The 26,858-nt window shown below is 46.4% G+C and carries 21 protein-coding genes; 16 read left to right on the forward strand and 5 right to left on the reverse strand.

What is annotated here, in order from left to right; genetic code table 11:
• Positions 1-450 precede the first annotated feature (450 nt).
• The 4 genes from IEX62_RS06555 (at position 451) to IEX62_RS06570 (ending at position 6,498) form a co-directional block, all read left to right on the forward strand.
• The gene (locus IEX62_RS06555; protein WP_188774645.1) at positions 451-2,112 is read left to right on the forward strand and encodes a PucR family transcriptional regulator; all 1,662 of its coding nucleotides are present in this window, start codon (positions 451-453) and stop codon (positions 2,110-2,112) included.
• A gap of 273 nt (positions 2,113-2,385) precedes the next feature.
• Entirely contained in the window at positions 2,386-3,690 is a 1,305-nt protein-coding gene (locus IEX62_RS06560) for a purine-cytosine permease family protein (RefSeq protein WP_188774646.1), read from the forward strand.
• A gap of 113 nt (positions 3,691-3,803) precedes the next feature.
• Positions 3,804-4,922 carry an S-methyl thiohydantoin desulfurase family protein gene (locus IEX62_RS06565; RefSeq protein WP_188774647.1) on the forward strand — a complete coding sequence of 373 codons (1,119 nt, stop codon included), beginning with the start codon at positions 3,804-3,806 and terminating at the stop codon, positions 4,920-4,922.
• Positions 4,915-6,498 carry a hydantoinase/oxoprolinase N-terminal domain-containing protein gene (locus tag IEX62_RS06570; RefSeq protein WP_188774648.1) on the forward strand — a complete coding sequence of 528 codons (1,584 nt, stop codon included), beginning with the start codon at positions 4,915-4,917 and terminating at the stop codon, positions 6,496-6,498. Before IEX62_RS06565 ends, IEX62_RS06570 begins: the two co-directional genes overlap by 8 nt.
• Before the next feature lie 113 nt (positions 6,499-6,611).
• Here the strand turns inward: IEX62_RS06570 and IEX62_RS06575 are convergent, their stop codons facing one another.
• Complete coding sequence (locus IEX62_RS06575) at positions 6,612-7,565, reverse strand: alpha/beta hydrolase (protein WP_188774649.1); 954 nt, start codon at positions 7,563-7,565, stop codon at positions 6,612-6,614.
• Between the two features lie 564 nt (positions 7,566-8,129).
• On the opposite strand from IEX62_RS06575, the gene IEX62_RS06580 reads away from it, so the two are divergent.
• The 6 genes from IEX62_RS06580 to IEX62_RS06605 all read left to right on the forward strand — a co-directional run bounded on the left by IEX62_RS06580 (position 8,130) and on the right by IEX62_RS06605 (position 13,796).
• A complete protein-coding gene (locus tag IEX62_RS06580) occupies positions 8,130-9,056 on the forward strand; it encodes a tyrosine-type recombinase/integrase (protein WP_188775034.1) in 927 nt (308 codons plus the stop codon).
• Positions 9,049-9,186 (forward strand): hypothetical protein, encoded by a 138-nt coding sequence (locus tag IEX62_RS06585; protein ID WP_188774650.1) that lies wholly within the window; start codon positions 9,049-9,051, stop codon positions 9,184-9,186. The genes IEX62_RS06580 and IEX62_RS06585 overlap by 8 nt, the downstream gene beginning before the upstream one ends.
• Positions 9,179-9,961, forward strand: a complete 783-nt coding sequence (locus IEX62_RS06590) for a hypothetical protein (RefSeq protein ID WP_188774651.1) — start codon at positions 9,179-9,181, stop codon at positions 9,959-9,961. The genes IEX62_RS06585 and IEX62_RS06590 overlap by 8 nt, the downstream gene beginning before the upstream one ends.
• 370 nt (positions 9,962-10,331) lie before the next feature.
• Positions 10,332-11,723, forward strand: coding sequence for a branched-chain amino acid transporter BcaP (gene bcaP / locus IEX62_RS06595; protein WP_188774652.1), 1,392 nt, complete (start codon positions 10,332-10,334; stop codon positions 11,721-11,723).
• 325 nt (positions 11,724-12,048) lie between these two features.
• Positions 12,049-12,810, forward strand: coding sequence for a GntR family transcriptional regulator (locus IEX62_RS06600; RefSeq protein ID WP_188774653.1), 762 nt, complete (start codon positions 12,049-12,051; stop codon positions 12,808-12,810).
• Positions 12,807-13,796 carry a DMT family transporter gene (locus IEX62_RS06605; protein WP_188774654.1) on the forward strand — a complete coding sequence of 330 codons (990 nt, stop codon included), beginning with the start codon at positions 12,807-12,809 and terminating at the stop codon, positions 13,794-13,796. Before IEX62_RS06600 ends, IEX62_RS06605 begins: the two co-directional genes overlap by 4 nt.
• A gap of 73 nt (positions 13,797-13,869) precedes the next feature.
• Here IEX62_RS06605 and IEX62_RS06610 read toward each other — a convergent pair whose 3' ends face one another.
• Both IEX62_RS06610 and IEX62_RS06615 read right to left on the reverse strand, forming a co-directional pair.
• Positions 13,870-14,721, reverse strand: coding sequence for a leucine-rich repeat domain-containing protein (locus IEX62_RS06610; RefSeq protein ID WP_188774655.1), 852 nt, complete (start codon positions 14,719-14,721; stop codon positions 13,870-13,872).
• Between the two features lie 112 nt (positions 14,722-14,833).
• Positions 14,834-15,364: a GNAT family N-acetyltransferase gene (locus IEX62_RS06615; RefSeq protein ID WP_188774656.1), complete on the reverse strand. Its 531-nt coding sequence runs from the start codon at positions 15,362-15,364 to the stop codon at positions 14,834-14,836.
• A gap of 191 nt (positions 15,365-15,555) precedes the next feature.
• Between IEX62_RS06615 and IEX62_RS06620 the strand changes: the two genes are divergently transcribed.
• A complete protein-coding gene (locus IEX62_RS06620) occupies positions 15,556-16,656 on the forward strand; it encodes a DUF3900 domain-containing protein (RefSeq protein ID WP_188774657.1) in 1,101 nt (366 codons plus the stop codon).
• Between the two features lie 117 nt (positions 16,657-16,773).
• Here IEX62_RS06620 and IEX62_RS06625 read toward each other — a convergent pair whose 3' ends face one another.
• Entirely contained in the window at positions 16,774-18,153 is a 1,380-nt protein-coding gene (locus IEX62_RS06625; RefSeq protein WP_188774658.1) for a hypothetical protein, read from the reverse strand.
• A 209-nt stretch (positions 18,154-18,362) separates the two neighbouring features.
• Positions 18,363-19,292: an L-lactate dehydrogenase gene (locus IEX62_RS06630; protein ID WP_188774659.1), complete on the reverse strand. Its 930-nt coding sequence runs from the start codon at positions 19,290-19,292 to the stop codon at positions 18,363-18,365.
• Positions 19,293-19,540: 248 nt separating this feature from the next.
• On the opposite strand from IEX62_RS06630, the gene IEX62_RS06635 reads away from it, so the two are divergent.
• From IEX62_RS06635 to IEX62_RS06655, 5 genes are all read left to right on the forward strand, one after another.
• Complete coding sequence (locus IEX62_RS06635; protein ID WP_188774660.1) at positions 19,541-20,842, forward strand: WD40/YVTN/BNR-like repeat-containing protein; 1,302 nt, start codon at positions 19,541-19,543, stop codon at positions 20,840-20,842.
• 185 nt (positions 20,843-21,027) lie between these two features.
• Entirely contained in the window at positions 21,028-21,927 is a 900-nt protein-coding gene (locus IEX62_RS06640) for an EAL domain-containing protein (RefSeq protein ID WP_188774661.1), read from the forward strand.
• A 415-nt stretch (positions 21,928-22,342) separates the two neighbouring features.
• Entirely contained in the window at positions 22,343-24,091 is a 1,749-nt protein-coding gene (locus IEX62_RS06645; RefSeq protein ID WP_229685657.1) for a proline--tRNA ligase, read from the forward strand.
• Positions 24,092-24,193: 102 nt separating this feature from the next.
• Entirely contained in the window at positions 24,194-25,183 is a 990-nt protein-coding gene (locus tag IEX62_RS06650; protein WP_188774663.1) for a GGDEF domain-containing protein, read from the forward strand.
• Positions 25,184-25,386: 203 nt separating this feature from the next.
• Positions 25,387-26,715 (forward strand): MFS transporter, encoded by a 1,329-nt coding sequence (locus IEX62_RS06655; RefSeq protein WP_188774664.1) that lies wholly within the window; start codon positions 25,387-25,389, stop codon positions 26,713-26,715.
• Positions 26,716-26,858 lie beyond the last annotated feature (143 nt).

Genomic DNA, 26,858 nt, shown 5'->3' on the forward strand with positions numbered 1-26,858 from the left:
GATTTTCCCACTGGAGCAGGCATCCGAAGCACATCTGATGCTAGAGAAGCGAAGCACCGTAGGTAAGCCCCTCTTAAAAGGTGAAGCATAGGGTAAAGAAGTGAATGCATATTCGATTAGAGGTTACCCGGAAGGGTAACCTTTTTCATTTGTAGGCTAATACTGCAATGAGTCATTTGGAATGACTATACAGATAATGTATAATATTTTTTATTAGTTTACATAATATTTATTATGGTAGTTTTAATTAATGATATCAATTGAAGCTAACATAAATAATTCATCACAAACTAAATTATACTTTGCATCAATCTTCAACAAACTTATATAATAAGTGACAAAAAGACGAATGAAGTGAATGTATGCATACTTTTTCTAAATCGATCACGAACATCATAATGACATAGAACAGCGGATCCTAGTGAAATGGATAGATGAGGGGGATTCATCATGAGCAGTATTACTGTTGAGGAAGCGATGGCAGTTGGAGCTTTGACACGTGCGCGTATTATTGCGGGTTTTAGTGGCTTGAAGAATCCGATTGAGCATGTCACGGTACTCGAAATTCCAGATTCAGAGGAGTGGTTTAAAGGGCATGAACTGATTATTACTGCCTTTTACAATATTCGTGATGATGCTGAGCGACAACTCGCCTTATTAGATAAAATGAAGCTGATGCACTCCGCTGCTCTTGCTCTCTGTTATCCAGGTCTGCATTATCATGCCTTGTCTGAGCAGGTGCTTCAGCGTGCAGAAGAGCTACACATTCCCATTATCGAAATTCCGCGTGATGTGCCTTATATCGATATCATCTCACCGGTTGTACAGGAAATTCAGAAAAATCGCTCGCTTGAAATCAAGCAAATGCTTGAAATCCAGAATCAGCTGACCGAATGGCTTGCCCAGAAGCTTGATCCTACGATGATTATTCCCAAAATTGGGGCGATCCTCGGCGATCCCTTACTACTGGTCGATGATCAATATCGCCAGCTTGCAGGCTATCAGATGGAGTTGACTTCAACTTCAGCTTCATCTGTACATGATGAGATGGATTATCCTGGAGTTAATGATTTGAGCATACCAGACCAAGCTATAGTGGAGACTGCTTCACGTCATGACGCCTATCCTTCGTCGGTGCTGCCAATGTCGATTGCGACCCATGTAGCAGCTGAATCCGAACTGGATGGACAGCAATATATCGTAGAAACGATTCAATCTGCTGATCGTGTATATGGCTATCTGTGTGCGTGGAGTGAGGAGCGCATGCCGCCTTTTAAAGAAATGCTGTATCGCTCCGTCGCGGTCAGCCTGGCGCTCTATTTCACTCAGGAGGACGCGATCCAGAGTGCAGCACGTGATTATCAGCAGACTGTACTCGTCAACTGGCTTAACGGTCAGGAGATTACACCGGATCAATTGGAGCGTAGCATACAGGAGCTTGGTTATGATCCGACTACATTGGTAGGCATGGCGTTGGTGACTGCATCGAATCGGGAGCAGTCCAGTGAGCTGGCAGGACAGATCAACATATGGTGCAAGCACAATGATCACGCTCGGCGCTGCATGGTGATTGCTCATGGCTATCAGCTGGTCTTGCTGCTAAGTCAACCCGCGAAAAAGGATTCCTTTGAGGCGGAATACGAAGACTTTTTCACATCGATGCGTCGTCAGGTGCACATTGAACACACGGTGATCTATGGTCGTATGCTTCATCAACTAGCAGAGGAAGGAGCGGCGTTGTATCGCAGTTTACAGGATGTACTCTATTTTCGTCAGCGTATTCCGGCTCTACCGGATGTGATGTATACGGCTGGATTGCCCATTTTCCAGCTACTGCGTACGAGTCGTGCGGTTGCCTTACTTGCTCCACTTCGTCCGCTACTACAGCCCTTGCTGGAATACGATCAACGAATGAATGCAGACTTCATGGAAACGCTGGAATACTTTCTATTTTATCCAGAGCAGCAGGATTTACCGGATGTGCTGCATATTCATCGCAATACACTCAATTATCGCAAGCAACGTATTATTGAGATTCTGGGAATGAATCCATTTGAAAATCCATATCGGATGCAATTTGAGCTGGCGCTGTTAGTGCATCATTTAACATGATGGATCGAGAGCTGGATACAAAACAAAATGATCATATCGGAGATAGAGGCATGTTAGATATAGCCAAGCATGCTTCTTTTATTTGAAATTTTTCAAAATAATATCATTATCCGAGTAATTACATGTTAAAATACATAACACAAAAATATCGTTTTGGTCATTTGAACAAATAAAATGCCGATTTTTCAGTCTGAAATCCCATTATCATGACAGGAATTATACTCTACTATAGGAGCATACCCGGTGCGAACCGGTAATGAGGGAGGGGTTCAGATGAGTCAAAATGGTAATGCGGATGATTTCTCACTGTCACGGGTGCCTGCTGATCGTAGGGAGTCGATGTTCAGTATTATGCTGGTCAGAATTGGGGCATTAACGTGTATTTCACAGTTTCTGATCGGTGCCGCGCTAGGCTATGGCATGACGCTATGGGACGCATTCTGGGCCACCATGTTCGGTAGTGTTATTTTGCAGGTGGTGTCTGCACTACTTGGAATCGCCGGAGCGAGAGAAGGGATGTCAACAAGTCTGCTTGCCCGCTGGTCAGGGTTCGGACAGTATGGCTCCAGCATCATTGGCTTGATTTTTGCTATTTCGCTTACGGGCTGGTTTGGCGTGCAGAACTCGGTTTTTGCTGAGGGAATTGATGGGGTTACAGGCGGTAAGCTTGGCTTTGTAGTTGCATCCATTATTACAGGCGTAGGCACGACATTACTTGTCTACTTTGGCTTCAAATGGATTAGCTGGACAGCGAAGATTACTGTACCTTTATTTCTAATTGTGATGGGGATCGGTATTTATCAGGTGCTGAAAAATCACTCCATCGCACAGCTAGCTACAATGGCGCCACCGGGGCCATTAATGACGATCGGTGCAGCAACGACAATGGTAGCAGGCGGCTTTATTGTGGGCTGTGTAACGACACCGGATATGACTCGCTTTGCCAAATCTGGACGGGATGTTGTCTGGATTACGCTTGTAGGTACCTTTCTCGGCGAGTTTGGCGTGAATCTGATTGCAGTGCTGATGGCGCATGCTGTAGGTAGCGCTGATATTATGTCCATCGTGATGCAATTGACTGGCTTGCTGGGTGGGGCCATCGTTGCCTTTGCCACACTTAAAATCAACGACATGAATCTGTACTCCTCCTCGCTGGGCATTACGAACTTTTTAAGCACTATTTTCAAAATCAATATGAATCGTGGTGTGCTGACCCTCATTCTGGGCGGTCTCGGTACAGTGCTATCCATCGTCGGTATTCTTGATAAATTCACTGCCTTTCTGATCATTCTCGGTGTAGCCATTCCACCGATCGCAGGCATTATGGCGATCGATTACTACCTTTTAAAACGATTCCGGCAGGAGCTGGACACTTCACGTGCGCTGGGCACATTGCCAGAATACTGTGAGAAGTTCAATCCGGTCGCGATCTTCTCCTGGCTCATCGGCTTTGCCGCAGGCTTGTTCATTACCTGGGGCGTACAGGCGCTAACGTCTATCATTGTCAGCTCAGTCGTGTATTACGTCGGCATGAAGCTGCTCGCACCGAAAAAGGTGTTGGATCTAACCAAAGGCTAAGTAAGGCTGAGATAAACTGAGTTAACTTGGATTGGCTTACGACGTCTAGCATAAACGTTCATTCTCTTTATTTATCTAATCAACTGATCCACTACCGAAGGAGGCCTACATTCATGAGATGGATTACGGAAGAAGATATTGAAAATCTGGCAGTCGGAGCTGCATTACTGGGTACTGGCGGCGGTGGCGACCCTTATCTGGGCAAGTTAATGGTGCAAAAGTGTATTCGTGAACATGGTCCTATTCAAATGATCGATCCATCCGAATTGCCAGATGAGGCATGGGTCATACCGACAGCAATGATGGGTGCACCAACAATCATGATGGAAAAAATACCGAATGGTGATGAAGCGCTCAAGTCTATGCGTTTACTGGAGGAAAAAGCTGGTATTACCGCCTTTGCTACGATGCCGATCGAATGTGGTGGCTTGAACTCCACCGTGCCATTTGTCGTCGCGTCCAAGGCAGGCATTCCGCTTGTAGATGCGGATGGGATGGGACGTGCTTTTCCCGAGCTACAAATGGAAACCTTTCATATTTACGGCATTTCAGGCACACCGATGGCACTACACAATGAACGTGGCGATCGTGTCATGCTGGAAACACTGGATAATCACATGCTGGAATACATTTCACGTGGCATTGCTGTACGCATGGGCGGTGCAGCTCATGTCGCTGAATACATGATGAATGGGGCAGACGTGAAGCGCACCTCCATTCATGGGACGATGACGCTCTGTATGGAGCTAGGACGGGCGATACGCGAGTCTCAGACGACCAAGCGCGATCCAGTCGAAGCGATTAAGGAGGTTACCCGCCAGTCGATCTATGGAGAGGCGCTCGTGATTTTCCGAGGGAAGATTACGGATATTGAACGTCAGTCCACGGATGGATTCGTACGTGGTAAAGCGCTTGTTTCTGGACTGGGAGAATATGAAGGACAGGAGCTTCGGGTCGATTTTCAAAATGAGAATCTATGCGCGATGATCGATGGAGAATTGCAGGCAATGGTGCCCGATCTGATTACTTTTCTCGATCAGGAGACAGGCATGCCAATCACAACCGAATCGATCAAGTACGGCTTCCGTGTGATCTGCCTGGCGATTCCGACACCGGATATTATGCGTAGTGAGGCAGCGCTTGAGGTGTGGGGGCCGCGTTACTTTGGCTATGATACCGATTATGAGCCGGTCGAGCGGATTCAGCAGAGAAGGAGTGAGCAGCATGTATAAAATCGGCATCGATGTGGGTGGAACGAATACAGATGCAGTCATCATGAATGAACAGCAGCAGGTCATTGCCAATGTCAAAGCGCCAACAACGCAGGATGTGGAATCTGGCATTTACGACGCGCTTGATCGTATTTTGAAGCAATCTGCAATTGATCCGCGGCGCATCTCCTCTGTTATGCTGGGTACAACGCATGCGACCAATGCGATCATTGAACGCAGCAGACTAGCCAAGATCGCCTGTGTACGCATTTGTCTACCTGCTGGAACCTCTGTCGAGCCGATGTTCACATGGGATGCCTCGCTCAAGGCAGCAGCAGGAAGCGACTATTATTATGTACACGGTGGCTGCGAATCGAATGGACGACCGCTAGCAGCAAAAAGTCTGGATCGTGCTGAATGTATGAGTGTGCTGGAGAAAATTCAGGCCTCTGGTGTCGAATCGATTGCGGTGACGTCGATCTTTTCTCCAGTGCTGGCTTCCTATGAACAGCAATTCGCAGGGTGGGCAGCAGAAGTGCTAGGAGAGGATTTCCCCGTAACGATCTCGTCAGAGATTGGCAGCCTTGGCTTACTGGAGCGAGAGAACTCTGCTGCTCTGAATGCAGCGCTCGTTAAGGTAGCCTCTGCGGTATCCGGTGGACTGGAAATGGCGCTACAACGCTATGGAATCGAGGCGCAGATTTATTTTGCCCAGAATGACGGGACACTGATGACACTGGAGTATGCGAGAAAGTATCCGATCCTCACAATCGGCTCCGGGCCAACGAATAGTATTCGTGGAGCAGCAGAATTAAGCGGGTTGAAGGATTGTATCATTTGCGATATTGGCGGCACAACAACAGATATTGGCATTCTCGTCAACGGCTTTCCGCGCGAATCGAGTGTGGCGGTGACGCTCGGTGGGGTACGTACTAACTTTCGGATGCCAGATATCGTATCGATCGGGATCGGTGGCGGTAGTATTGTAAGGCAAACTGAAGCTGGCGTTACGGTAGGACCCGATAGCGTAGGCTACAATATCGTACGCGATAGTATCACATTTGGCGGTAATGTGCTGACGGCAACGGACTGTCTGCTTGCTTCGGGTCAGGCAGTTATCGATCATCCCGATTGTGATCTAACACGATTGGCTGTCATTCCGCAGCATGTATGGCAACAAGCGATTGCATACATTAACGAGCGGGTACAAACGGCGATCGATCAAATTAAGACGAGTGCGGCAAACGTCCCCGTCGTGCTGGTGGGTGGTGGTGCAATTCTCATTCCAGGTGGGATTGAAGGAGCTTCCGAAGTGATTCGTCCGCAGCATTCAGGCTGTGCCAATGCACTGGGTGCTGCGATTGCGCAGGTAAGTGGGGATATTGATAAAATGTTCTCCATGGCAGGTCGCAAGCGTGAGCTAGTGCTGGAGGAAGCGGCGAATGAAGCTAAGCAGAAGGCGATTGATGCAGGTGCTGATCCAACGACGGTCGAATTGATCGATCTGGAGGAGCTACCGATGGCGTATGTTACGTCTGAATTTGTACGTATTAAAGCCAAAGCAGCAGGTGCGATGAAAGCTATGTCTGCGGTGTAATCGTGAATCTACAAGAAGACCCCCGGTGTATCCTTCATACAGGAAGGATACACCAGGGGTCTATTTCTATCGTGCTACTTACATACTTACAAGTTATTTCTATTTACAAATGATCAAATGCCATCACGCAGGAAGGCGTTGGCAAGAATCAATGCCCCTTTTTTCGCCTGTGTATCCGCGAGCACATTCAGCATCATAAAGTCATGAATGATACCGCCAAAGCGAGCTTCGGTTACGGTTACACCAGCCTCACGGAGCTTTGCTGCATATTCCTCACCCTCGTCTCGCAGCACATCCGCTTCACCGGTGATCACAAGTGCTTCTGGCAAGCCTTGCAGCTGCTCTGTTGTCGCACGAAGTGGGGAAGCTGTAATCTGTGCGCGCTCGGATTCATCCGTTGTATATTGATCCCAGAACCATTTCATTCCTTCTTTTGCGAGGAAGAAGCCTTCTGCAAAGCGATCATAGGAGCCTGTATCAAAGTTAGCATCTGTTACTGGATAGAATAGCAGCTGCTTAGCGATTGTTGGGCCGCTACGTTCTTTAGACATTAGCGTCATCGCTGCGGTCATGTTACCACCGACACTATCGCCACCTACATACAGACGGGATGTATCAAAGCCTTGCTCACTGCCTTTATCTGCAATCCATTCCAATACCGCATAGATTTCTTCAATCGCTACTGGATAACGATTTTCTGGAGACAGACTGTATTCAGGGAATACGACTGCAACCTCGCTACCTACGGTCAGCTCACGAATCAGACGATCATGAGTATGGGAGTTACCGAATACCCAGCCAGCCCCATGAATGTACAGCAGTACAGGTAACTGTGCCGGTGCATTTTTCGGACGTAGGATACGGATCGCAACCTCACCCTTTGGACCGATTGGTAAAGTCAGATCCTCTATATCGATATCCGGCTTGTCGATGTCACCGGATTGTACCTCGTTGACAGTCTCACGACCTTTTTCCGGGCCGAGCTGATACAGGAATGGTGGTTTGGAGTTATCATCGGCGAATTTCTGTGCTGCGGGTTCCAATACGATTCTTTTTTCTTTGCTCATGGTAAAGCCTCCTCTGGAAATAGGTAGATGATTGTTATTGTGCTGTGATACCGATAGAGTCATCCTGAAAGCAGGAACAGTCAGTGGATGATCCAGGTATAGACGGTCGTTATGCAGCCGGATTGCAATGTAGATGCTATGTACGATATGGGTCACTCACCATGATCATCACAGCTACAGCATTCCACTCAGATTACTTAACTTCCTACAATGGTTGGTAAACGTATTCTAGCTTCCTGAAACATCCAGACTAGAATGCTAGGGTGTCCTGTACTAATATTCAGACACCATAGCTTCCCTTGATCATAAGCAGGTATAATGGTGGAAGAAGGCTGTACTTGATCATCAATGCAAGACCGGGCAATCGAAGGGAGTTTCAGCATGAATAGACGTAATACCACCCGATCATCCTATAACCGTAGTATAGAAGAAGACAACATACCTGCTTCGCGTAGCTCCATCAGACGAACAGATGAGCAAGCAGACGACCATAGATATTCCAATACAAAATATCCTGTAAATTCCGATCCTTTGGCTGATTTGGAGGATGAGGATATATTGCTTATGTATCATGAGGAGCTTGAAGCTTTTGAGGATTGGATGAAGGATGCGGGATATACCGCCTATACACGTCGATCCTATTTGCATGATATTCATGAATTTCTATGCTCTCATTCCGTACAGGGCAAGTCACTGGACGAGCTGAAAAAGAGACATGTGCTCTCTTATCTAAGCAGTGCTCGCTCACGTGGTGTGAGTGATTCGACACGTAATCGGAAGCATGCGGCGGTAAGCTGCTTTTTCAAGGCATTGATGGAGATGGAGCTTGCCGAGCATAATCCAGCAGCAGGCATCAAAAAAGCCAAAACGGAACAAAACAAGGAGCCGCTCTATCTGGATGAGTCAACATTATCGAGTTTCTTCAAGTCGATTGATGGCAAATATCGCACGCGTAACCTGACGATCTTCTTACTGATGGCGTATATGGGATTACGTGTTGGTGAAGTTCATCTGCTTAACATACAGGATTATAATCAGGAGCGTCGAACGCTACAGGTCTTTGGTAAAGGACGCAAATGGCGTACTCTTCCGGTACCGGAGGCAGTGGCTAATATGCTGAATCAATCCATCGAAGCACGCCTCACCCCGTGGCGCGATGGAGAGCAGGCATTATTCATTTCACAAAAAGGCACACGGCTATCGATTCGTAACATTCAGCAGATCGCAGCGGATACATTCGATCGTTTTCAGCAGGGTGTGGAGCCGTCTCGCAGACTACCGTACTCCAGCCATAAGCTCAGACACTCATTTGCAACGATGCTATTGCGTCAGGGGACAGATTTGCGCACGGTGCAGGAGCTGCTTGGTCACTCATCGATTCAAACGACGATCATCTATACCCACGTACGTGACCGTGAGAAGGAGGAGGCCATCTCCAAATTGCAGGTACATCTGCCTGATTCGGCTGGAGAGGAGGACGACGATGCTTGATTTTGGTCACTCATCGATTCAAACGACGATCATCTATACCCACGTACGTGACCGTGAGAAGGAGGAGGCCATCTCCAAATTGCAGGTACATCTGCCTGATTCGGCTGGAGAGGAGGACGACGATGCTTGATTTACGTGATCCATTATGGAGCGAGCTGGATACCGCGTTTAGTACAGCAGAAGAGGTACCGGAATTACTGGCTTCCTTACTTCATGAATATGATGAAGAGATTTTTCAGGAACTAACCGAATTATTGCTGCATCAATATACCGTCTATACAGCTACAGTAGCTGCTGTACCTTATTTAATACACATAGCTGAGAAGTCATCTTTATCCGTGCGAATGGAATTGTACATCACATGTGGCATGATGGTATCGGGTTATGCCACTCAAGCTACCACTATAGAGAAGACATTAGCGAGCGAGCAGTGGGAACCATTGCAACGAGCTTATACAGACGCATTAGAGCGCATGAATACGCTGCACGACTCGGTACTACAATATGCCAGAACACATATTGATGATCCGTCTGAGCAGGAATATATCCTTGCAGCATGGCTTGCTTACGGTCATCACGATACACTGGCAGAGCTAATCCTACACCATACCGGTGAGCAAGAATACGAGGGTACCTGTCCAGCATGTGAGCAATCGTTCTATGCCGTCGTGTCCGATGATGGAGCGATGACGCTGTTTCCAGAGGATCCGGTATTCGCACAGAACGCTAAACATAATGAAATTATTCCAGCTGAATTACCATCAACAGGAGCATGGGGGGCTTTACGCTACGCAGCAGAACAGTTGGATGCCAGGGTTCTACTTCAGCGACTCCCCTCTATGACAGGTACGGGCATCTGTCCACACTGTCATGCAACGATAGCCATTGCTGATTCGCTATACTAAACAATGATGCTAATATCGCTATCGTCCACTCTAGCAGGCGAATAAGCGATGGATATACTATAGTTTTTATTAAAGTTGTTATCAAAAAGGATAACTAAAAAAGCTGTCAACATGCTATAAAGCGATGTTGACAGCTTTTTTTGTAAAAATCATCCAAACCTTATTTTGTCTGAAAAGCACAATAATATCATGAAAATTGTGTATATAATCATATAGCAATCAGGAGTGATGGAAGCTTTAGTATCACTTTTTCAAAAAATAATGCAATAATTTAACGCGTCAAAGTGTAGGATTGTGTAGTTTTTTATAGGTGCCGATTAACATAAGTGAATAATGTAAATATACCTTACAGGAAGAAAGGATTTGTTTTATGAGCAACCTGAAACCTAATACTTCACTGTTTCGGCGCAAGCCGATTGTCCCTTCCGAGGGGAATCTGAAACGTGTGCTAGGACCGATCGACCTAACTACACTTGGTGTAGGCGCTATTATCGGTACGGGGATTTTCGTACTGACAGGTGTTGCGGCAGCCAAATATGCTGGCCCGGGTCTAGTATTATCCTTCCTGCTTGCAGGTCTGGTATGTGCCTTTGCTGCACTGTGTTACTCGGAGTTTGCGTCCTCCGTACCTGCATCTGGTAGTGCGTATACGTATAGCTATACGACTTTTGGTGAGATTATCGCCTGGATTCTGGGATGGGACTTGATTCTAGAATACGGATTCGCCAGTGCTGCGGTTGCAAGTGGCTGGTCAGGCTACTTCCAGAGCTTAATTGCTGGATTCGGTATTCATTTACCGACTGCCTTAACAAGTGCATTCAACCCTGCCAAGGGAACTTATTTTGATATTACTGCTTCTGCCATTACGCTGCTGATTGCATTACTGCTCACGCGTGGTGTGAAAGAAGCAACGCGTGCAAACGGCGTCATGGTAGCGATCAAGCTCATCGTCGTGCTCGTATTTATCGCGGTTGGCGTATTTTATGTACAGCCTTCCAACTGGACTCCATTCCTGCCATTTGGCTGGGGCGGCGTAACAGCGGGAGCAGCAACTGTATTCTTTGCTTATATCGGCTTTGATGCGGTATCGACAGCTGCTGAAGAAGTAAAACGTCCGCAACGCGATCTGCCAATCGGTATCATCGCTTCACTGGCAATCTGTACGGTATTGTATATCGTCGTTTCCTTGATTCTGACAGGTATCGTACCTTATAACATGCTGAACGTAAGTGATCCGGTTGCCTTTGCTCTGCAATACATTCAAATGAATGGTCTTGCAGCATTGATCTCTCTCGGTGCAATTACAGGTATTACAACAGTATTGCTCGTTATGATGTATGGCCAAAGTCGTCTGCTGTACTCCATGTCCCGTGACGGTCTGCTGTCGCCGGTATTCTCCAAAATTAGCGGCAAAAGTCAGACACCTGCTACAGGTACATGGGTAGCAAGTATTGTGATCGCCTTCTTCGCTGGCTTTATCCCACTGGGTAGCTTGGCGGAGCTGACGAATATCGGTACATTGTTCGCATTTACTGTAGTAAGTATCGGCGTCATCGTGCTGCGCCGCACACAGCCTGATCTGAAAAGAGGCTTCCGCGTACCATTCGTACCGGTGCTGCCAATTCTAAGTGCACTTGGCTGTGTATACCTGATGCTTCAACTTCAAGCTCTGACATGGATAACGTTCTTCATCTGGCTGGCGATCGGTCTGGTTGTGTACTTCGCATATGGTCGTCGTCACAGTCTACTGAATCGCGGTTAATGAGCTGGTGATAGATCAATCGCTATGCAACATAGTGGCGATCTGATTTATTAAGCACTAACAAGTAATCTCGAGCAAGCGTATCTTTTCCTAAATAATGGGGAAGATGCGCTTGTTTTTTGTTATGTTTATTTTCCGATTTTATTGTATCTCTTAACTCAATGGCCTTGTGTGATCTAGAATATTTTATCTTTTTACCGTGCAAAGCGAACAGAACAGTAGAACAGTGTCATAAATCTTGACAGCATACTTAAAAAGGCATTGCTTCTCTAATTGATATGCAATATATTGGTTTTAACAAATGCTCGATAAGGGAGATGTACATATGCAGCAAATAGGAATCCAAAAAATCAACCGAACCTCATTACGTGATCAAGTCTATACTGCTCTACGACAAAGTATCATCATGCTGGAGCTAGCGCCGGAGCAAAAGCTAAATGATAATGAGCTAGCAGCGCGCTTTGGGGTTAGTCGTACACCTGTCCGAGAAGCGCTGAAGCGATTGGAGGATGAGGGACTCGTCGAATCCTTTCCCGGTGCGATTACACGAATTGCGCCACTGTATAATGATGCGGCACGTCATGCCTTTCCAGTCGCCGCAGCGCTCCATGCTCTTGCTACGCGTCTGGCTGTACCTCAGCTTCAAGAACCACATCTTAATGAGCTAGAGCAGGCTAATGAACAGCTTATTACTGCTTTGCAGCAGCAGGATGCGATCGCAGCGATTGAGGCAGATGATCGATTTCATCGTGTCCTGGTACTAGCATGTGCGAATCCAGAGCTGGAGAAGGCGCTACAATCGGTAATGTCCAAAATCCGACGCCTGGAGCTTGCTAAATTCAGTAGCATTGATCATACCCATTCTCCAGAGGATCATAAGCGTATTATCGCTGCCTGCAAGCAAGGGGATACGTCTCTGGCTGCTGCTGAGATGGAACAGAACTGGCTTAGTCTGGCAGCATGGCTGCAAGAGGAGGGGCAGACAGCCGATGATTCCACGGCGAAGACTGATCAGACGTCTCATTCCGCTCAGACTCTTACCAAAGATCATCAGCATAGTCAGCAAGAAAGTACGGATTCATTATGAGGGCGGTCTGGATTGGCGTAGCGGCATCGTTTTTCTTCGCTTCTAGCTTTGTACTGAATCGTCTCATGGAGGTGGATGGGGGCTACTGGATATGGAGCGGCGCATTGCGTTACTTTTTTATGGTGCCTTTGCTCGGCATGCTGGTGCTTATGCGTAAGGAGCTAGTACCTGTATGGAGCGAGCTGCGTCGTCAGCCTGTACAGTGGCTCGTATGGAGCACGGTCGGCTTCGGCTTATTTTATGCACCATTATGCGCATCGGCTATGTACGCTCCTGCCTGGCTAACCGCCGCAGGCTTTCAATTTACGATTGTAGCTGGAATGCTGCTATCGCCGTTATTCTTTTTTACATATAAAGGAAGTCAGGGTATTGTACGTCAACGGGGACGTATTCCGCGTAGTGCGCTTCTTATCGCACTCATCATGCTGATCGGTATCGGCTTGATGCAGTTAGAACAGGCACGGGCTGGTGCAGGGAGCTGGCAAGGGATTGCTTTAATTCTAATAGCGGCTATCGCTTATCCGCTCGGTAATCGCAAAATGATGGAGGTGTGTGACGGAAGACTGAATGCCTTTCAGCGTACACTGGGGATGAGCATTGCGAGCCTACCCTTTTGGGTAATACTCTCGCTATTCGGCTTCTGGCAGGATGGAGCCCCGTCTGGAGGACAGATCGGACAATCGTTTCTGGTGGCACTCTTTTCCGGCGTAATTGCTACGGTATTGTTCTTCGGGGCTACCGATCAGGCACGCAGTCACCCCGCACGCCTCGCTGCTGTAGAAGCAACGCAGGCGCTGGAGGTTGTATTTACACTGCTGGGTGAATGGATCTTGCTAGGTATTATGCTCACGTCGATTGGCATGTGGTCAGGTATGGTGCTTGTTGTGAGTGGTGTCATTGTGAATGCCTGGCTATCGATGCGTCAACCTGGCGCAAGTGGCACGCTTCGTCAACGTAATCGGACAAAAACGAGAATGCTTCCTTAGATAAGCATCAGATAAGCATCTTAGACGATGACGGAAATAAGATCATCGGACGAGAACCTTACTATGAATGACATTATCGATAAATGATACAACCGTGCTTCTCAAGCTCTGTCAGCCATGCAGGGAATTCTAGATGATGATTCCAGCGCAGATCAAGTCGCTCTAGCTGGGTGAGCTGACGGAGCGACTCAGGTAGCTCGACCAGCTCATTACTCCGTAAATCCATTTCAAGTAGTGAACGACACTTACCGATCGATTCCGGTAAAGTGGACAGCCCGTTATGACGCAGGTTCAAGCGGCGAAGCGACTGACACTTACCAATCGATTCTGGCGCAGAGGACAGCTGGTTATTTTCCAGATCAAGTACTCGTAATGTAGTGAGCTGTGCTAGTGATTCCGGTAAGCTTTGAAGCTTATTATTCCGCAGATGCAGCTCACGAATTTGCTTCAATTGACCGATCGATTCAGGGAGGGCAGTCAGCTGATTGTTCATACAACGCAGCTCCACCAGCGTGACCAGCTCGCCAATCGCGTCTGGAAGCTGCTCCAGCAGGTTATCGCTTAGATTCAGATAACGCAGTAGAGGGAACTGGCATATTTCATTGCCAACATGTGTAATACGGTTATTATGTAGATATAAATACTCCGACAATGCCGTCAAATACTGGATTGCAGCAGGCACCTTAGTAATCTGATTATGTCCCAGATCGATCATCGTTAGCCCGGTTAACTCTTGGATACGTGGTGAAATATGCGTTAGCTGATTCACCGACACATTAAGCGTATGTAATGCTGTCATGGCAAAAACTTCGTCAGGAATCTCGGTGAGTGCATTATCGAACAAATTCAAGTCCGTGATATCCTGTGGAGCTTGCTCTAGCTGGGGCAGAGCCGTAAGCTGCTGATGTGCGAGATCTATTTTCATCGTATATAGCCTCCAATTATGATAACTACAATATATTCAAGATGTATGCCAGACATGATTATAATCATCTAAAGTGTTAATCTATTTCACCAGAGGATGTTCCTTCATCACGTTAAAAGTCCAAATAATAGTAGATATCAGACTTTTCACGTTGATTCGTAAAATGATAATCTTTCGTATTGAATCCTCCAATCGTAAATCCGTATTTTAAATAAAATCGATTAGCTCCCAGATTGTTATCCTGAGCAATCGTCGATAATCCCTTCAATTCCATTGTCTTAGCTATCTCAATCGCCTTGTCCAATAGCATAGAGGAAATCCCTCGTCGCCTATACGCTGCTGCCACCTTCAGGTCACTCAAATACAGATAATGATTCCATTGCTTCTCCAATATAGCAATGCCCATACACATGTCTTCTTCAAAAGCACCAACAGCCAATCCAGATCGCTGAATAAGCTCTAGCTCGTAATTCTCGTTCGGAAATAGCTGACGCTGCGGTGACTCGAATAATATCTCATGATAGTGCCAGCCAGCTTCGCTTCTAGTAACTACCAGTTTACCTGGCGAATCAAAAGCCTCATTAGGTAGCTGGAGTGCTTGCTGGTTGGACTCATCGATCCGTCTGATGATGATCTCTGACATGACGTTCCTCCTGTACAGGTAGTTAGCAACGGTTGTTTATTTTGTAATCCATATGTAAGCCCAATACAGAGTAGTACGTATCTATGATTACGATGTGCGTCTAAGAACTTACGTTTCGGCTTCATTTCAAGTATAGTGGAGAATGTAGCCATTGATCCAGTTTACCACGATAAGACATAAAGGAGCACACCATGCGATTTAGCGTTCAATTTTTATCATTTTTCGTATTACAGGTCGAGGGCAAGGAAGGCCAGACCTCCAAAAATTATAAACATTATCAGACGCTGGACGAGGACGAATACGAGCTGAGCGAGCTGAAGCAATTTCTGCATGCTGAGTTCACACGTACCGCCAAGCGTAAAGTAGAAAAGAATCCATCGAGTGAGCAGCCACCGACGAAGATCGGGACATTTCTCGTTGAGCCGGGACATGAGTTGACCAGTAATCCAAACTTTAATCTGTTTGCCCGTCTGCGTACAGTAGACAACAAAGAGGATTTTAAAAATGCAGGTGATGATCTGGTGCGTAGCTATCTCGATACGAGCTCAGTTCGTGGCGGCGCACTAATCGTATCGCAGGTGAAGCTGGATACGCATCTGGACGATCCATTTGTATTTGTAATGAAATGTGACTTTGAGAAGCAGATAGCGCGCATTTCCGACGAGCGTAGCCTGATCAGCGAGGTCGAGATGGCGATTAGCGCACGTAATATGAAGTCGATTCAGTACCCGCATATGCCAGAAGAGGGCATGATCGAGGAGTGGGAGCTGAAGGTGCATCAGTCGTCACATGCGCGTTATTTTGAGGACTTTTTGAAATTTGTCACGTATGAGCAGTCCATCCCTGAGATTGTGAATGAGCGCGTGATGGATTATGTTCAGACATATGTAGAGGAAAAGTGGCCGGATGCGAGCAATGAAGAGCGCCAGCGTGAAGAACAGGATCTGGAGCTCTGGGCAGCGAGCGACAAGCGTGATTTGCAGGAGAAATGGGAGCCACAGCAGGTCATTGAAGCGGCGGAACGCATCGTTGAGATTAAGCCAGAGATCGAGATTCGAGTGAAGCTGGGCGATACGAGTGTACGCGGGCTGCTGGCTGATTTTGGTTTCCGTTTGCATATTGCAAAGCTGGGCGATCATTATGCGATGGTAGTGGAGGGAGATTCGTTTACGTTTGAGAAGGGATTCTCGCCAGTGGAGCTGCTGCAACCGGATAGCTTTGAGAATCTGGCACAGCAGTTGATTGAGCGTGCGAATCGTCCAGCAGAGCCGGATGATGATATGCCGTATTGAGGACAAGATGGAAACTAGATAGTTTATAACGTCAATTTAAAAAAGCATCCTGTAACTTTTATGGATGCTTTTTTAGATTGTATGTGTTCTATGAATAGTTAACTTTAAAACTTAAAGCTACAACCACTCATATACAAGAACTTCGCCATCCGCACCAGAAGCATCCAAAATGTCAACTCCTGCTTTAGATTTACTAAGTGAGAATTTGGAAAAGTTTGTCGTTTTGGTTCGCTCATCATATCTACTTAACATGCCATTCCATCCCATAATGAAAGAAGCAATTTCTTTCTGAGTCATTCCGCTATGTCCAGTGTAGTCTTCAAAAAAGCTTTTACTGGCAAGAAAATATTCATTCGAAGGCGTCCACGAAGCGTATTTCAGATCAGTTGAGGTTTCTTTTTCTGCATAGAAGCCTGTGTCTTTATCCGTTTGTGCCTTACGTTTGGGGCGTCCTGAAGCGGTTAGAGATTCTGTAGGTTTTTTAATATGATGTGATTCGCGTGATATTCCAAGAGTAAAAGGATTGGGTTCTACATAATTAATTGCTTCTCTTTTGACTTCGTTATATATACGTTCTAATTCCTTATATAAGTTAGAAGCATGCCGCTGAAATAAAATGAGATGTCGCTTTTGAGTTTCTTCTTGTAGTAATTTTGCTTGTTCAGATAATTTTGTCAAATCAGCATCTGGAGCAGGTACAGCCGTACGATCAGTAGGTGATATTTGAATAGGATCATATAGTAACTCACGTGCATACAAAGCTTGTCCCCAATCGCCAGCTTTTTTTAAAATATGATCCGTTGAGTGTTCTGAGCTTGATGTAATATCGAGCCAGGCAATATCCAAATATTGATCCTTCTCTTTATCAATCAGCGCACTGACCACAATATCGGGGCGTGTATCACCACGTTTCGCCTGATAAATCACTCTTAGACCGTCAGCTGGCTTTACATTGATGACCTTGGTCACATAAGACTCAATCCAGTAGCCTGCTTGACGTCCAATTTTACGATAATCTCCGAATGTGAGTGTATCGGTATCAAAATTTTCTAATAACGCATTCATGTAACCATCCACAGCTGGAATATTTGCAAATGCACGTGTGATGATTAATTGTCTTGCTTTGTCTACTTCTGCACTGACTTGATTCATGTAATTTTCCAGATGAGTTTCATATTCTACTAAAAGATCGCGGATTATTTTATTTGAAGGAGTATCCTGTGGTATATAAGCTTCACCAAGTTTACGTTGTATTGGAGAAGAGGAATGGAGTGAATGAGCAGATACAATCGAATGCGAATTAGTATTCATAGGAGGAGTTTTGCTAGTCATGATGGACTGTCCTACCGCTTGATTTCCCAGATGCTTTTGCAGTTGATGTACATTCATTTCTTTCATACGATCCGTAGAAAATGTCGGTGATGAATGGGTAGAATTTACTTGCGTATGCGAGCGAGGTTTGAAAAGCTGGCGGGGAGATTGCTCATTGTATACCATAGTTATTCTCCTTTATTGAAGTATGTGCAATCCATTTTTGTAAACGCCTTCATTGACAAACGCATACTTTATATAAGAAACTATAAAAGGATTAAAAGCAAATATGCTCGGAAATCGCCTACATATCAACGTTTTTCCGAGCACATATCTGCTTTCATATCGCTTGTGCTGAAGCCTTATATACGACTGGCTTCGATGAATAATTTTACTCAAATATTCAACTGTGCAATCTGATCCTTAAGTTTCTGTGCTGATGCACGTAACAGTTCTTCCTCCTGAGCATTCAGTGGAATTTGCAGCTTCTCACGAATACCTTCGCGTCCTACAATGGATGGTACGCCGAGATATACATCGGAGATGCCGTGATAATCATCCAGCAGGGAAGACACGTTCAGTACAGCATGCTCATTTTGCAAAATAGCCGCGACAATCCGATCCAATGCCAGAGCAATTGCATAGGATGTGGAGCCTTTTGCATTGATGATCTCATAAGCGGCATTTTTTGTGCTGTTGAAAATATCGTCGCGTTCTGCTTGCTCGAAGTCGATCTCAGCTCCGGCAACGTTTGCAAGACTCCATACTGGAAGCTCGGAATCGCCGTGCTCGCCGATAATATGAGCATGAATACTGCGCGGATCGATTTCTTTATGTTTACCGATCAGATAACGGAAGCGCGCGCTATCCAGCAGGGTACCGGAGCCGATGACACGGTTCGCTGGCCAGCCGCTTTTTTTCCAGGATACATAGCTGAGAATGTCTACCGGATTGGTAGCGATCAGCAGAATGCCATGATTGTTATACTTGGTAATACTTTTAATAATGTCGTCGAAGATGGCTGCATTGCGATTAAGCAGATCGATCCGAGTTTCACCCGGACGCTGGTTGGAACCGGCAGCGATGATGATAATATCGGCGTCCTTACAGTCGGAATAATCGCCAGCCCAGAGTTTCACTCCACCTACGAAAGGCAGTCCATGGTTCATATCAAGGGCTTCGCCCAGTGCAAGATCTTTATTGGCATCGATAAACACAAGCTCGGACATACGGTTGCGTAACAGCAGAGTATACGCAGTGGTAGCGCCTACAGCGCCTGTGCCAATGACAACGACACGATGAGGTTTGGATACGGATTCAGGCATAAATTATCATCTCCTTCTCAGTTTGTGTTACAGATTCGCTACTATTGTAGCCGAAAGAAGGGGCAAAGTAAAAACAACGTTGTGGAAAACCGATCGAAAAACGGCACATTTCCTTTCGAAAATGCGCGCATCTGTAATCGCTTGTAACTTTTCTGTAAACCACCTATCAAAAATATAGTTTACTCTAGTATAAGTTGTGATAATGAAACGCTTTAGCTTAGGGCAAGTGTGTGGAAGGAGAATTACCCATGAAGTGGAATATTGCCAAAGCGCTTCTTACTGGAATATCGATGATCCTTCTTCTTTCAGCTTGTACGTCAACAGGCGGAGATATGGCTCCTGTCAGTGAATCAGTACGCGAACAGCTCCAGCAATCCAAAGAAGATCAGGGACAAACGATTACACTAAAGAAGACGACCGATTCCAATATAAATAAAGGCGGAGGCCAGGCAGCCGAAGTCGGATATAAAATTCAAACTCGCCTCACCGATTTTCAATTACTTAGCGCAAAGGCAGGTCTTGCGTGGGGGATTACACGTAATGAGCTGCGAATCTACGTGACACAGGATAACGGTAAAACCTGGGACAATGTATCACCAGCCAAAACGGTGACCTTTTCAGAATCGCCTGTATATGGCAGCAGCATCTTTTTCCTGAATCAAAAAAATGGCTGGGTCGCACGCAATGCCAATGGTGTCGGTCAAACGCTCATTTTGCACACGATCGATGGTGGACAAAATTGGAATGTACAGACATTTAACAATGATGCGACCGTGCTCGGAATGTATTTTGTCGATGAAAATACAGGCTGGGTGATGACATCAACCGATTCGGCTAATAATAAGCAGGAAAAAGCACTGTATCGTACACAGGATGGTGGACAAAGCTGGGTGAAGCTCATGCAGAATACCGGTGATTTTGCAGCGAATAACTCCACGCCTAATGCCATCCCACAGACCGGAACTCTGGTTGGGATGTCGTTCCGCAGTGCACAAAATGGCTTTGCTACCCTTGAGGATAACGGTATGCCAAGACTGTATACGACAGCAGACGGTGGCAAATCCTGGTCGGAAGGCAAAGAGCTTGTACCGAAGGACGTCGATACATGTGATCGTTTAACGACCGGAAAGCCTCAATTTTTCGGCACCAGCAAGACGAAGGGCTGGATGAATATCGGTTGTGTTAGCGGAAGTCAGACGCATTACTTCGGCTATTTCACAGTTGATGGTGGGAAAAGCTGGTCACTTGCTCCATTTTCCTTACAGCCGCAAAGTGGAATTAATCAAGGAATGGGGCCCACCTTCCTGAACGAAAAGACGGGCTGGTCGATCATTAACGGTGTGATGTTCTACACGGAGAATCAGGGTAAGAACTGGAAGGCACTTCCGAAAAGCGATACCTTGCAAAATACACTTGTGAATTACCCGGAGCTTGTTAAGCTGCAATTCTTCTCGCGTGAGGTTGGCTGGCTACTCGTATCCAAAAACGAAGAGCGCCGCTCGTTGCTCATGCAGACGACAGATGGTGGCAAAACATGGCATGTACTTTAGCTTGAAGATTAGCTCATCCGAGCTCACCATAGGGAATGGATATCTGTCCAAAGACGGATGTCCATTCTTTTTTATTTTTTATTTTAAATTAACGATTTCCTCATAAAAAAGTGTTACTATAGACCCATCAAATGTTTGAAGCCGGAATAGCCTCCCGCCTTTCGACCTAAAGGATGAATGCCTGTATGAGAATACCGTTTCGACAAAAACGGGCTGATTATGGAACCTACAGCTATCTCGAATATTTCTCTTATGTAACCATGCAATGTATTCGTTCCTATCGCCAGTTCATTGAGCTGCGTAAAATCGTAAAAAAAGAACAGCTCACTACGTATTTCCAGCCGATTATGGATATTCAGAGTGGAGACTGTCTGGGCTATGAAATTTTGAATCGTCCTGCTTTTTCTCAGCTATTTCCTCATACCGATGCCTTTTATGAATATATTGGTACAACGAATCAGGTGCTTGCCTTTGAGATCTTTTGTCGAGAGCTCTCATTCAAACGTTATGTTGAGGCGCTTCAGCACTCGTCTGTGCCTGCTGAATGTCATGTATTTTTAAATGTGCATCCAGATGTATTACGTGATCCGAATTATCGCAATGGTGAGACGCTACGGCAGCTTCATCGATATGGCTTGAAGCCAGAGCAGATCGTGCTTGAAATGACAGAAAAGCAGGCGGTCGAGGATTTTGAGGCGTTTGAGCAAGTGCTGTCAACATACCGCGAGCAGGGCTTTCGCATTGCGATTGATGATATCGGCTCAGGCTATAGTAGCCTCAAGGCGATTGTTAGCCTGAAGCCGGAGTTTATCAAGCTGGATCGTTCCCTTATCCAGCACATCGATACCCGTCCAGATCAGCAGCATATGGTGAAGATGCTACAGGAGTTTGCCCGAAGCTCGGGTACGCATATGATCGCAGAAGGAATCGAACGGCCGGAAGAACTTCTTTTTTTACAGCAGCAACAGATTAGCTATGGTCAGGGCTATGCGCTGGGGCGTCCATCTCGCGTCTTGCAGCATCAGAATCTCGATGACATCATCAAGGGAACGGCACCTTGTCCGTTACGTGCTACAGGGCAATGATAGCAGATATCCCCATAATATGAGTTGACGTATTACCCATCATCCCTTATTCTGGAGTCTACATATTACAAGAAAAGATACGAATCAATAACGATGAGCAGGCCCCTTACTTCATATGAGCGCTGTACAGAGAGGAAATTCACCGGCTGAAAGATTTCCCGTATGCGTTCTGAATAAGCCCTATCCTGTGAGTTGCGTTTGTGACAGTGGTTGCAAACGCCGGTTGCTCCGTTATCAGCATAGAGATTCATTTTGGCTATGATCATGCGATAGTGTAGAAATGAATGAACTTAGGGTGGTACCACGACACATTCGTCCCTGACGGATGTGTCTTTTTGTTTTTTTATCCACTTTTCCAATAGGTATATCGCTATTGTGCGCATCTGGTATGTGCTTCATAAAGGAGGAGATTGTGTTGAAACAAAGTCAAGCTTTGATCCATACGTTACGCTCAGCACCAAGTGAAGCAGAGGCGGCTAGTCATCAATTGTTGATTCGCGGAGGTTATATTCGGCAGACAGCAGCTGGTGTGTATACGTACTTACCATTAGGACGCCGGGTGCTGCATCGCTTAGAGCAACTCATTCGTCAGGCTATGGATGGCGCAGGTGCTCAGGAGATGTTAATGCCTGCAATGCAGCCTGTAGAGCTATGGCAACAGTCTGGGCGGCATGAGAGCTACGGTGATCATCTGCTTCAATTATCCGATCGTCATGGGCGCGGTTTTGTATTAGGGCCAACACATGAGGAACTGATCACGGATCTATTACGTGCGGAACTGGGCTCCTATCGCCAGTTACCTGTTACGCTGTATCAGATTCAGACCAAGTTCCGCGATGAGAGTCGTCCACGTTCTGGTCTGCTGCGTGGACGCGAATTTCTGATGAAGGATGCGTATTCCTTTGCTACGAATATGCAGGATTTAGATCAGGCGTATACCTCCATGTATAACGCGTATGAGGAATTGTTTTCACGCTGTAAGCTCCAATTTCGAGCAGTAGAAGCAGATGGAGGAGCGATTAGCGATGCTGGAGCCACGCATGAATTTATCGCCCTATCTGATGCGGGTGAGGATATTATAGCGTTTTGCACAGATTGTAATTATGCAGCCAATATGGAAAAGGCAGAGTATCAAACAGAGTCTGCCTTTTCTGACATCGCATATACGATTGCTCCTGAGCTGATTCATACACCAGATATTCGAACGATTGCACAATTAACCGCCTTTTTAGCTGTCGATCCATCAGCGATTGCCAAAAGTATAGTATTTCTCGCTGATGGTGAGCCTGTACTCGTACTTGTTCGCGGCGATCATGAGATTAACGAGGTAAAGTTGAAAAATAATCTAGGAGCTACAGAGCTAATACTTGCTGATGCAGAGAGCGTATTGCGTTTAACTGGAGTACCGATTGGCTTTTTAGGTGGTTATAGACTGGATGGACAAGGGGAGCAAGCTACCTCGATTCGAATCCTGATGGACAAGGCGGTATATGCGATGCCAGCAGCTATACTTGGAGGCAATCAGGAGCATTACCATTATCAGCAGGTAGTGCCTGCCCGTGATATACAGGACGCTGTAATCGGAGATTTCCGTAATGCTATCGAAGGTGAAGGCTGTCCACGTTGTCAGCAGGGAACACTACAAATGACTCGCGGGCTGGAGCTTGGTCATGTGTTCAAGCTCGGTACGAAGTATAGTGAGGCATTACAGGCAGACGTACAGATGGCAGATGGAGAACGTCAGAATCTGATCATGGGCTGTTACGGTATCGGTGTATCCCGATTAATGGCAGCGATTGTAGAGCAGCACCATGATGATCACGGAATCCTATGGCCATTGCAAGTGGCACCCTATCATGTTCATATTATCGTGATCGCAATGAAGGACGAGCAGCAACGGGAAGCGGCTCTCACACTGTACCAACAGCTAAGACGTCGAGGGATCGAAGTGTTATTAGATGATCGCGAAGAGCGTGCAGGTGTCAAATTCAACGATGCTGATCTGATCGGTATTCCTCTTCGCCTGATTGTGGGCAAGGGTATCGCGCATGGAGAAGTAGAGTGGAGCAATCGATTGACCGGTGAAAAGAGTCAATTATCAATCGAACAAGCAGTAGAATCGGCAATAAAAGTTACTGAAGACTCGTATTTTACATTACGTTGACGCAAATTGGTTTACTTTTTGCTACGATAGCATCATCCAGTTATGATCAAAGCCGCAGAAATTGTAGGACGGGATAAGTGTAAAGAATGAGGGGTGACCACCATGTTTACCAAAATCGGTGAGATTACCGAACCGGTTCCGATTGTAGAGCCGGATACATGCTGTAGTGAAGTGGACGCATTATTCAAGCTTCATCGTCAATGTGAGGGTCTAGCCATCCGCAAATCGGGTACAGAGCCAGCGCTAATGATGCGTGTTGGCTTCTACCAGCATCTGGCGACCCATTATGGATACAATCTATACATGGGCAGGCCCATCCGATTGCTTGCCAAATCTCAGCCTCTGATGGTTGATTATTATGAATCCATCATCGACGTCAGTGTCAAAGCGATGCAGCGCGGGGATGATGAGCTATATGATCTGCTGCTTGTTAGCAAGGAAGGTGAGCTATGTGGTGCAGTGACCATCAGGCAGCTCTTGCTCGCGGTAGCGGATATTCGCACCGAATCGGCTACATTTATGAATGCCTTAACAGGCTTGCCGGGAAATCGAATGATCGATGAGCATCTGGAGCTAGCGCTAAAACAGCCGCAATTCAGTGTGCTATATATCGATCTGGATTATTTCAAAACCTACAATGATATTTATGGCTTCAAAATGGGAGATCGGATGATCCAAGAGACTGCCAATCTGCTCAGCCGCATGTTTGCAATGCCAGAGCATTTTCTAGGTCATATTGGTGGAGACGACTTTATCGCTATTGTGAATAGCTATGATATGGAGCTACTATGCCGAATGATCCTGAAGCAATTTGAACAGCTCAAAAAAGAGCTCTACCATGAAGAGGATATCCAGTTGGGCTATGTGATGGCAGAGGATCGTCTGAGCAACTATGGTCCGATTCCACTGGTGACCCTGTCGATCGCTATTGTGAGTAACCAGCAACGCCTGTATCTATCTGCTGACGAGATTGCAGGCGAAGCTGCGCGAATGAAGAAGCTTTGTAAAAGTATCCCCGGTCATGCCGCATGTAGTAACAACGGGCTGCGTATTACAGCAGATACGTGTACAGCAGGCTCCTACAGAGGATAAGCCCTTCATCGTTCGACCCAAATTAGCTTACAGTTCGATTCAGCTAACATACCGATCCAGCTTTTTTGAAGCCGTAGATCGCACGAATCCTGAGCACGCTATGTTTGATGACGCTTGCAAAATTAGTGATTGATGATATGATAGTCCTGATTTTCCATAACCTGTATACCAATAGGTGAATTACATATGTGGAGGTTATTATCATGGCTACACTATTTCTCATCGTCATCTATCTTGCTTTTATTAGCCTCGGCATTCCAGATTCGATGCTTGGAGCTGCATGGCCTGTGATGCATGGCGATATCGGCGCTCCGTTCGGATCAGCAGGACTACTATCGATCGTTGCTTCGGGCGGTACGATCGTATCCAGTCTGGCAAGTGGGCGACTCATTCAGCGTCTGGGTACAGGCGTGATCACACTGATCAGCTGCTGTCTGACCGCAGGTGCGTTGTTAGGATTTGCCTTTGTGCCTACACTTGCATGGTTGATTGTGCTATGCATTCCGCTCGGTCTCGGAGCTGGAGCGGTCGATTCAGGACTGAATCACTTTGTCGCAGCGAATTATAAGGCGCACCATATGAGCTGGCTACACTGCTTCTGGGGAGTAGGCGCGACAGCCGGCCCTATCATCATGTCTCACTATATTAGCTCCGAAGGCTCATGGCGGAGCGGCTACACAGCTGTAGCCGTTATACAGTTCACGCTCGTTCTTATCCTGCTATTCACCTTACCACTATGGAAAAAGGTCGCCGAGCTGCGCCAGTCAGAGCGTCTGGCAGAGCAAAGCCAGCCCAATCAGGGAACATCCTATGATCCAGCTACAATGGGTCAGGGAACAGAAGATACATCAGCAGCCGTATCTCAATTAGAGCTAGATCACGAGCAAACGGACGCAGAAGGTAAGACGACTGCCAGCTCGGCGTCAAAGACAGACACAACCGCTCGTGGAAGCCTATTTCGTATTCCGGGCGTTCGCTTCACACTGCTGACATTCTTTTTCTATTGCGGTGTGGAAACGACGGTCGGATTATGGGGAGCAAGCTTTCTCGTCGGCTCGCGTCAGATTGAGCCGGGGCTTGCGGCAGGATGGATCTCGCTATACTTTGCCGGAATTACGATCGGTCGACTTATTACAGGCTTCTTAACTCTACGCGTAACGAATCGGATGCTCATTTTGCTAGGTCAGGTCTGCTCTGCGGTAGGGGCACTGTTACTCATTTTACCTTTGCCAGGTGTGCTACTTATGATGGGATTGATTTTGATTGGAATTGGTCTGGCACCGATCTTTCCGGGGCTATTGCATGAGACACCAGCACGCTTCGGTACAGAAAATTCAGCTCGTCTGATGGGATATCAGTTGGCGATGGCCTATACAGGCATTACGCTGCTGCCACCATTGTTCGGTCTGGTTGCCTCGTACATACATATCGGATGGTTCCCATTCGTCATTATGGCGTTCATTCTGATCATGCTGTTCTGTTCAGAGCGTGTCATTCGAGCAATCGGAAAGTCTCAAAATAAGCTAACATAGACATAAAATTGTGGATAATCGCGGTGCATAGACATGCATGAGCGCGAAGTAACCTGAGAAATAGAACAATGCTGTCGATTTCCGTTTTATCGGAAATGAGGCTATCATTTTCGGGATTGCCCTGTGAAAGCGGCAATCCTTTT

Source organism: Paenibacillus hunanensis, assembly GCF_014645615.1.
Taxonomy (GTDB): domain Bacteria; phylum Bacillota; class Bacilli; order Paenibacillales; family Paenibacillaceae; genus Saccharibacillus; species Saccharibacillus hunanensis.

What these genes read in the sequence shown, in the direction of transcription:
- IEX62_RS06575 (WP_188774649.1), bottom strand. Translation starts at nt 7,565, where the DNA reads ATGAGCAAAGAAAAAAGAATCGTATTGGAACCCGCAGCACAGAAATTC.
- IEX62_RS06590 (WP_188774651.1), top strand. Translation starts at nt 9,179, where the DNA reads ATGCTTGATTTACGTGATCCATTATGGAGCGAGCTGGATACCGCGTTT.
- IEX62_RS06555 (WP_188774645.1), top strand. Translation starts at nt 451, where the DNA reads ATGAGCAGTATTACTGTTGAGGAAGCGATGGCAGTTGGAGCTTTGACA.
- IEX62_RS06625 (WP_188774658.1), bottom strand. Translation starts at nt 18,153, where the DNA reads ATGGTATACAATGAGCAATCTCCCCGCCAGCTTTTCAAACCTCGCTCG.
- IEX62_RS06565 (WP_188774647.1), top strand. Translation starts at nt 3,804, where the DNA reads ATGAGATGGATTACGGAAGAAGATATTGAAAATCTGGCAGTCGGAGCT.
- IEX62_RS06580 (WP_188775034.1), top strand. Translation starts at nt 8,130, where the DNA reads ATGTATCATGAGGAGCTTGAAGCTTTTGAGGATTGGATGAAGGATGCG.
- IEX62_RS06585 (WP_188774650.1), top strand. Translation starts at nt 9,049, where the DNA reads ATGCTTGATTTTGGTCACTCATCGATTCAAACGACGATCATCTATACC.
- IEX62_RS06635 (WP_188774660.1), top strand. Translation starts at nt 19,541, where the DNA reads ATGAAGTGGAATATTGCCAAAGCGCTTCTTACTGGAATATCGATGATC.
- IEX62_RS06630 (WP_188774659.1), bottom strand. Translation starts at nt 19,292, where the DNA reads ATGCCTGAATCCGTATCCAAACCTCATCGTGTCGTTGTCATTGGCACA.
- IEX62_RS06560 (WP_188774646.1), top strand. Translation starts at nt 2,386, where the DNA reads ATGAGTCAAAATGGTAATGCGGATGATTTCTCACTGTCACGGGTGCCT.
- IEX62_RS06620 (WP_188774657.1), top strand. Translation starts at nt 15,556, where the DNA reads ATGCGATTTAGCGTTCAATTTTTATCATTTTTCGTATTACAGGTCGAG.
- IEX62_RS06640 (WP_188774661.1), top strand. Translation starts at nt 21,028, where the DNA reads ATGAGAATACCGTTTCGACAAAAACGGGCTGATTATGGAACCTACAGC.
- IEX62_RS06655 (WP_188774664.1), top strand. Translation starts at nt 25,387, where the DNA reads ATGGCTACACTATTTCTCATCGTCATCTATCTTGCTTTTATTAGCCTC.
- bcaP (WP_188774652.1), top strand. Translation starts at nt 10,332, where the DNA reads ATGAGCAACCTGAAACCTAATACTTCACTGTTTCGGCGCAAGCCGATT.
- IEX62_RS06615 (WP_188774656.1), bottom strand. Translation starts at nt 15,364, where the DNA reads ATGTCAGAGATCATCATCAGACGGATCGATGAGTCCAACCAGCAAGCA.
- IEX62_RS06570 (WP_188774648.1), top strand. Translation starts at nt 4,915, where the DNA reads ATGTATAAAATCGGCATCGATGTGGGTGGAACGAATACAGATGCAGTC.
- IEX62_RS06650 (WP_188774663.1), top strand. Translation starts at nt 24,194, where the DNA reads ATGTTTACCAAAATCGGTGAGATTACCGAACCGGTTCCGATTGTAGAG.
- IEX62_RS06605 (WP_188774654.1), top strand. Translation starts at nt 12,807, where the DNA reads ATGAGGGCGGTCTGGATTGGCGTAGCGGCATCGTTTTTCTTCGCTTCT.
- IEX62_RS06600 (WP_188774653.1), top strand. Translation starts at nt 12,049, where the DNA reads ATGCAGCAAATAGGAATCCAAAAAATCAACCGAACCTCATTACGTGAT.
- IEX62_RS06610 (WP_188774655.1), bottom strand. Translation starts at nt 14,721, where the DNA reads ATGAAAATAGATCTCGCACATCAGCAGCTTACGGCTCTGCCCCAGCTA.